At 71.4% G+C, this 6989-nt stretch carries 6 protein-coding genes and 1 pseudogene; 2 read left to right on the forward strand and 5 right to left on the reverse strand.

Annotated elements, in window-relative coordinates; all coding sequences use genetic code 11:
• Nucleotides 1-64 precede the first annotated feature (64 nt).
• Entirely contained in the window at nt 65-1417 is a 1353-nt protein-coding gene (locus tag AOK01_RS21365) for an MFS transporter (RefSeq protein WP_055514107.1), read from the forward strand.
• Between the two features lie 23 nt (nt 1418-1440).
• Here AOK01_RS21365 and tgmB read toward each other — a convergent pair whose 3' ends face one another.
• The 3 genes from tgmB to ribA all read right to left on the reverse strand — a co-directional run bounded on the left by tgmB (nt 1441) and on the right by ribA (nt 4153).
• The gene (gene tgmB, locus AOK01_RS21370; RefSeq protein ID WP_055514109.1) at nt 1441-2430 is read right to left on the reverse strand and encodes an ATP-grasp ribosomal peptide maturase; all 990 of its coding nucleotides are present in this window, start codon (nt 2428-2430) and stop codon (nt 1441-1443) included.
• A gap of 16 nt (nt 2431-2446) precedes the next feature.
• Nucleotides 2447-2638: a putative ATP-grasp-modified RiPP gene (gene tgmA, locus AOK01_RS21375; RefSeq protein ID WP_055514111.1), complete on the reverse strand. Its 192-nt coding sequence runs from the start codon at nt 2636-2638 to the stop codon at nt 2447-2449.
• Nucleotides 2639-3493: 855 nt separating this feature from the next.
• Nucleotides 3494-4153, reverse strand: a complete 660-nt coding sequence (gene ribA, locus AOK01_RS21380) for a GTP cyclohydrolase II (RefSeq protein ID WP_055514113.1) — start codon at nt 4151-4153, stop codon at nt 3494-3496.
• Nucleotides 4154-4192: 39 nt separating this feature from the next.
• On the opposite strand from ribA, the gene AOK01_RS41455 reads away from it, so the two are divergent.
• Complete coding sequence (locus AOK01_RS41455; RefSeq protein WP_107099873.1) at nt 4193-5014, forward strand: creatininase family protein; 822 nt, start codon at nt 4193-4195, stop codon at nt 5012-5014.
• A 167-nt stretch (nt 5015-5181) separates the two neighbouring features.
• On the opposite strand, the pseudogene AOK01_RS45200 reads toward AOK01_RS41455, so the two are convergent.
• Nucleotides 5182-6291 (reverse strand): annotated as a pseudogene (locus tag AOK01_RS45200) (lysylphosphatidylglycerol synthase transmembrane domain-containing protein); the annotation flags it as partial.
• On the reverse strand, nt 6291-6989 hold a 699-nt coding region (locus AOK01_RS21395; RefSeq protein ID WP_169800151.1), incomplete at its 5' end, for a class I SAM-dependent methyltransferase. The pseudogene AOK01_RS45200 and the gene AOK01_RS21395, both read right to left, overlap by 1 nt.

Consider the following 6989-nt stretch of genomic DNA (forward strand, 5'->3'; position numbering starts at 1 on the left):
CTCCTCCCCTCCCCTCCCCTCCGTCCACTCCGCTTACGTTGGAGTTCCCCGAAGGAGCACCGCCGTGTCCGTCCCCGCAGCACCCCTCGACGCGCCACCCGGCCAGCCCAGGAAGGCCGCGACGGCCGCCTGGATCGGCAGCGCGCTGGAGTACTACGACTTCTTCATCTACGGGAGCGCCGCCGCGCTGATCTTCCCGGAGGTCTTCTTCGACGAGTCGGACCCGGCCACCGCGACGCTGCTGTCGCTGGCCACGTTCGGGGTCGCGTACGCGGCCCGCCCGGTGGGGGCGCTGTTCCTCGGGCACTTCGGCGACAAGGTCGGCCGCAAGAAGATCATGGTCTTCACACTGATCCTGATGGGCCTGTCGACCTTCCTCATCGGCTGTCTGCCGACGCGGGACCAGGTCGGCACACTGGCCCCGGTGCTGCTGGTCCTGTGCCGGGTCCTCCAGGGCATCTCGGCCGCGGGCGAGCAGGCCAGCGCCAACTCCATGTCGCTGGAACACGCGCCGCCGGACAAACGCGGCTTCTTCACCAGTTTCACGCTCAGCGGCACCCAGGGCGGCCAGCTCCTCGCCACCCTGGTGTTCATCCCGGTCGCCGCTCTGCCCGAGGACCAACTGCTCTCCTGGGGCTGGCGTGTCCCGTTCTGGATGAGCATCGCGGTCGCCGTCGTGGGGTACGTCATCCGCCGCAAGCTCCAGGAGACGCCGACCTTCACCGAGCAGGCCGCCACCGAGGGCGTCGTGAAGATGCCCCTCGCCGTGCTGATGCGCGAGCACTGGGCGGACGTCCTGCGGGTGGTCGCGGCCTCCCTCGTCGCCTCGGTCAGCACGATCTTCACGGTGTGGGCGCTGGCGTTCGCGACCAGCGACTCGGTCGGGATGGACCGTACGTCCATGCTGTGGGTGGGCGCGCTGGCCAACCTCGTCGCGCTCGGCGCGATCCCGCTGTGGGCCACCCTGTCCGACCGCGTCGGCCGCCGCCCGGTCTTCCTGATCGGCGCCGCGGGCAGCGGCGTACTGATGTTCCTCTACCTGTGGGCCATTTCCACGGGCTCGTACCCGCTGGTCCTGGTCCTCGGCATCGTCACCTTCGGTGTCGTCTACAGCGCCGCGAACGGTGTGTGGCCGTCCTTCTACGGTGAGATGTTCTCGACCCGGGTCCGGCTGTCGGGCATGGCCATCGGGACGCAGATCGGCTTCGCGGTCGCCGGGTTCGCGGTGACCTTCGCCGCGCGGATAGCGGGTCCCGACGGGGACGACTGGGTGTCCGTGGGCCTGTTCACGGCCGCGCTGTGCGTCCCGCCGGTGATCGCCGCGCTCACGGCACGCGAGACGCACAAGGTGCCGACGGAACGGCTCGGCGAGCGGGAGCCGCAGACGTCACCGGGCCGGTCGAAGGTCTCGGCCTGAGCCCACGCGGCCCTCAGCGGCCCTCAATGGCCCTCGATCGCCCATGACCTGCTGCCGTTCGACTGCGTGCCGGCCGGGTTCGGGGCGGCCAGCCAGTCGGCGACGGCTGCCGCGATGGGCTGGCCCGTTTCGATCTGTACGAATCCGAACTGGCCGGACTGGTTGCACTCCAGGAACCACCACATCCCGTCGGCGTCCTCGGCGAAGTCGAAGGCTCCGAAGGCCAGTCCGGCCTCCCGGAGATAGGCACGTACCCCGGCGGCGACGGACGACGGCGTGTCCACCGCGTGCCACGGGGTGTCGGAGGCGGCGAACCGTACGTCCACCTCGTCGGGGTCGGCGTCCGGGGCGACCGTCTTGCGGGCGGCGTAGAGCCGGTCGCCGACACAGGTCAGCCTGATGTCGGCGCGCTTGGCCACCCGTCGTTGGAGCAGGGTCGGGCCGAAGGCGACGGCCGCGAAGTCCGTGTCGGGGGCGACCCGGCTGGTGGGTACGGCCCTGGGCGGTTCCTGCGGGTGCGCGCCGGAGACGGGCTTGACCACCAGATCCGGGAAGCGGACCGCGAAGTCACGGGCGGCCTGCGGGAACGTGGTGATCAACGTGGCGGGTACGGGCAGGCTGCAGCGCTGGGCCAGGGACAGCTGCCAGGGCTTGTGGCGGGCCCGGCGGGCCGCGTCGGGGTCGTTCATCCAGCGGGCGTCGGTGGAGCGCAGCATGCCGTAGAGCGCCTGCGCGGACTCCTCGGTCAGCCAGTCGGAGGGCTCGGCGGCGTGGGTCGCGGGCGCACCGGGCCTACGGACCCAGACGGACCGCAGGCCGCCCATGCTCACCAGCCGGCCGGCGACGGACAGGTGCCCGCGAAAGGCGCCGCGCACATACTCGCCCGACAGGGCCACCGGGCCGGGCAGGTCCGCGGGATCGAGGCGGACGACCGGGACGCCGTTCGCGTCCAGTTCGGCCAGCACCATGTCCGCGGTCACATCCTGTTCGCACGTCAGGATCAGAACCGTCATCGTCGGAGGTCCGGATTCAGTCGTCGAAGTGGGTCTTCGAGCCCGCCGTGGAAGTCGTGGAGCCCAGCTCCCGCAACACGGCGTAGTCATGAGCGGCGAGCCGCCCGTCCGGGAGTACGTTCAACTGCAGTCTGGAGTCATAAGCGTACGGAACGCTGACCTCCAACTGCTGGGCCGGACGGGCGTAGTTGAGCGCGAACGGTCGCATCGGTTCTCCTTGCTCGGTGCGGACCCGGACAAGCGGATCGTGACGCTCCGGCATCACGCCGCCCGGCTGGTCCGCAAGGCTTCCACGGAGATATACGAATCGAACTGGAGAATGGTTGCCTCACGCTGCGTAGTCACGGAAGCAGTACCGTTCGTGACTCGTCCCCACCGGTCCGATTCTGTGTGCATAGGGCACCCAAGTGCCAGGTGTGACGTGTGTCCCGGGCGCACGGATCCCGGGCCGAGACGCTGCGGAGCGCACGGGAACGCACTGGTGTCCGTCGAACGTTTCGCGCGCCCGCGAGGTGCCCGGGGGCGGGCGTCCCCCGCGCACGCCGGAGTGCGCGCTTTGCCCGCGCGTGGCCGTGACCATGGACTTCACTCGGCAGGCACCTCCCTCGTACCGTGTCCGGCCGCCCACCGGAGGCGCCTCGGGGGGCGGTTGGAGCACGTCGTAGCAGAAGTTGGATGCGGTCGGGACCGGCCCGTACCGGTGGCACGGGCTCCGCTCGAACCGGTTCTTCGCCCGCCGTGTGGACATCCGGACGGCGGCCGGCTTTCCGAGTACCTGATTTCCGCGACTCGTCACGGGTGTGTCGTACATCTCATGCCGCGAGCCGCACCTGACGAAGCCGGGAGCCGCCCGGCCGACCCCCGACCGTGGTCGGGTGTGTGCACAGGGTCGCGTGAGACCTCGCGTCCGGTCCGCGACGTGAAGTCGGTTGCCTGGCAAACGAGTTCGGCGATCCCGGCGCGTGCGGGTGACGCTCTTCGGCGCGCAGCCGCCCCGCGCGCCGCGGACGAGGTCGGCGGCGCGCGGGGCGGCTGCGGGGTGGAGGGCCGGGGCCGGGGCCGGTCAGACGCGGTGGCCCACCACTGCGTCCAGGTGGGGCAGGTCGTGGTCCAGGCGTTCGCGCTTGGTGCGGAGGTAGGTGATGTTGTCGTCGCACGGCGGGATCAGCAGCGGTACCTGTGCGTCGACCCTGATGCCGTTGCGGACCAACGCCTCCCGCTTGCGCGGGTTGTTGGACAGCAGTCTCACCGAACGGACGCCGAGGTCGTGCAGGATGTCCGCGCCCACGCCGTAGTCGCGGGCGTCCACGGGCAGTCCGAGCGCGAGGTTCGCCTCGACCGTGTCGAGGCCCTCGGACTGGAGCTTCATCGCCTTCAGCTTGGCCAGCAGACCGATGCCACGGCCCTCGTGTCCCCGGAGGTAGATCAGGATGCCGCGGCCCTCCGCAGCGATCTCCCGCAGCGCGGTGGTGAGTTGGGGGCCGCACTCGCAGTGCCTGGACCCGAACGCGTCGCCGGTCAGGCACTCGGAGTGCAGCCGGGTGAGCACGCCTTCTCCCCGTATGTCACCGTGCACCAGAGCCACTTGTTCGTCTCCGCGGGTACGGTCCAGGTAACCGACGGCCTGGAACTCGCCGTACACCGTGGGCAGCGGGGCATTCACGACCCGCTCGACGCCTGAGGAGTGGGATTTCTCGGCGAGTACGCCATCTATTTCTGTCATGATTCTGGTTCCTAAGCAGAGACGAAAGGTCGCGAGAACATGGTCAATTCGGGCGGTTCGGAAATACGGCTCACGGTGTCAGGGCCGTTGCCCGCGGACACCACCGAGGACGTACGGGCTCGGGGCGCCGGTGTCGCGCGGCAGGTCGCCGTGCTCCCCGTCGGCAGCTTCGAGCAGCACGGTCCGTATCTTCCGCTGTCGACCGACACGCTGATCGCGTGTGCGATAGCCCGGGAGGTCGCTGCCGCATTCCCCGTCCATCTCCTTCCTCCGGTGACGATCTCCTGCTCGCACGAACACGCGGCCTGGCCGGGAACGGTGAGCATTTCCTCCGTGACACTCCATGCGGTGGTGCGGGACATAGCCGATTCGCTGCGTCGGTCGGGTGTGGACACACTCGTACTGATCAATGGGCATGGCGGCAATTACGTGTTGGGCAATGTCGTCCAGGAATCCTCCGCCACCGGCGCTCGAATGGCACTGTTCCCGGCGGCCGAGGACTGGGAAGCGGCCCGGGAGGCGGCGGGGGTGGAGACCTCGCTGCTCACCGATATGCATGCGGGGGAAATCGAGACCTCCATTCTGCTGCACACCAATCCGGAATTCCTCAAGGCCGGTTACGAGACCTCGGACTTCGTCGCCGACGACCGGCGGCACCTGCTCTCCCTCGGTATGTCGGCCTATACCAAGTCCGGTGTCATCGGCCGCCCTTCGAGGGCCTCCGCGGGGAAGGGCAAGGAACTTCTGGCCTCGCTCGCCGGCTCCTTCGGAGCGTACTTCTCCCTGCTGACATCGGAGTCCGAGAAGGACGCCGTCGCCGCCGTCGCCGCCGCCGTACCGCCGGTCGTTGATCCGCACTGAGCGTCCCCGTTCTCTTCGGCCTCTTGCGGGTCCGGGCCCGCGCCGGCCGCCCGCGGGCCGCGCAGTCCCGCGTACCAGCGCCCCACCAGTACGGCGACGCCGGGCAGGCTCGCGGCGAAGCTGAGTACGCCGTAGACGACGGCCACGGTCAGGCCCTGGGTCGCGCCCAGGCCCGCGGCGCCGAACGCCCAGGCGGTGACGCCCTCCCGGGGTCCCCAGCCGCCGACGTTCAGCGGCAGCCCCATGGCGATCAGGGCCAGCAGCGCCAGGGGCACCAACTCGGCGGCGGGCGCGGCCGATCCGGCCGCCCTGGCCGCGAGCAGGAACATCAGGACGTGTCCCGCGAGGACCACGACGGACGACACCACCACGCCCGGCCAGCTGCCGCGGGCCAGCAGCGCCCCGCGTGCCTCGGTGAGCGTGGCCCGCACGGCCAGGTAGCGGCGCGAGGTGCGCGGCGCCCTGCTCCTGCTGCGGACGGCGCCCACGGTCACGACGCCGCACACCGAGACGGCGGCCAGCAGCAGGAGGAGGTGCCTGGTCTCGTCGAGGACCGGTGAGGGCTGGGTGAGCAGTACGGCCATCCCGACCACGGCCAGTACAGCCTGGCCCGCGACCCGTTCGAGGACGACCGCACGCACACCGCGGCCGACGTCCCCGGCGCTCTGCCCGTGCCGTACCGCCCGGTGGACGTCGCCGAGTACGCCGCCCGGCAGCGCGGCGTTGAGGAACAGCGCGCGGTAGTAGTCCGCGACGGCCGGACCCAGCGGCAGCCTCAGCCGCATGCCCCGGGCGACCACGCACCAGCGCCAGGCGCTGAACACCGTGGTGAGCAGGCCGATGCCGAGCGCCGCGAGGAGCGTGGCTCCGTCGATCCGGCGCAGGCCGTCCAGGAAGACGCCGGTGCCCAGCCGCCAGGTCAGCACGGTGAGGATGAGGACACCGGCGATCGTGCCGAAGTGGGTACGCAGGAGGCGGGAGTCGAGGCGGGCACGGACGCGTGCCATGACGCCGGCCCTGCCGCCGCGCGGGCGCACGGCAGATGCGTCGGCACCGGGGTCCGCGTCGGTACCAGGGGCCTCGTCGGTACCGGGGGCCGCGTCGGAGTGCGGGCGTTCCGCCGTCCCGTCCGCGTCGCTGTCGCGGACCGCCACCGCTGCCACCGCCGATACCGCCGCTGTCGGTACCGCCGCCACCGGTACCGTCGCGGTCGACAGCTCGTCGTCCGGGGCGGCGGCCGGTGACCGTTCCTCCTGCGCCACGGCTCCCGCGCCCATCAGGCTTCTCCCACCGGGCGGGCCAGCGCGAGCAGATCGCTGTGGTGGACCACCGCGCTCAACTCGCCCGCCTCGCAGGCCGCGAGGCGTTCCCGGAGGTAGGCCGCCGCCCGGGTGGCCAGTTCGGGGCGCTGCTCGACGGCCGCGCCGACCCAGCCGCGCAGCCACTCCGCCATCAGCGCCGACTCGTCCGGGCCCAGGCGCCACGCGCTGGGCTGCATCTGTACCGTCGCGCCGTGCCGGGTGAAGGCGTCGCAGGCCTCGCTGATCGCCTCCGGGCCGAGCAGGTCTCCGCGCCGCTGGTGGTCGTTGAACGCGTCGGTGATCTCGGCGTCCAGCGGGTGGGCCGGGGTGAGTTCGACCCGTCCCGCCACCGAGAGGGTCAGGAGGGCGGGGCAGCCGGCTCCGGCGCAGGCCGCGGCCAGCGCCTCGATCTCGTCGGCGTCCAGCACGTCCAGCAGTGCGGAGGCGGTCACCAGCGAGGCCCCGGCCAGGGAGTCCGGGGTCAGCCGGCCGACGTCGCCACGCTGGGTCTCCACCGTGACGCGGCTGCCGTCGGCGGCCGAACGGGGCGACCCGACGGCGGCGAAGTGCAGCAGATACGGGTCACGGTCGTGCAGCACCCAGTGCTGGGGCCCGTCGAGCCGGGGCGCGAGCCACCGTCCCATGGAGCCGGTGCCGCAGCCGAGGTCGTGGAT

Source organism: Streptomyces aurantiacus, assembly GCF_001418335.1.
GTDB classification, from domain to species: Bacteria; Actinomycetota; Actinomycetes; order Streptomycetales; family Streptomycetaceae; genus Streptomyces; species Streptomyces aurantiacus.

Bases quoted from the DNA above. Each gene is read 5' to 3' on its own strand.
- ribA (WP_055514113.1), bottom strand. From the start codon at position 4,153: ATGACAGAAATAGATGGCGTACTCGCCGAGAAATCCCACTCCTCAGGC.
- tgmB (WP_055514109.1), bottom strand. From the start codon at position 2,430: ATGACGGTTCTGATCCTGACGTGCGAACAGGATGTGACCGCGGACATG.
- tgmA (WP_055514111.1), bottom strand. From the start codon at position 2,638: ATGCGACCGTTCGCGCTCAACTACGCCCGTCCGGCCCAGCAGTTGGAG.
- AOK01_RS41455 (WP_107099873.1), top strand. From the start codon at position 4,193: ATGGTCAATTCGGGCGGTTCGGAAATACGGCTCACGGTGTCAGGGCCG.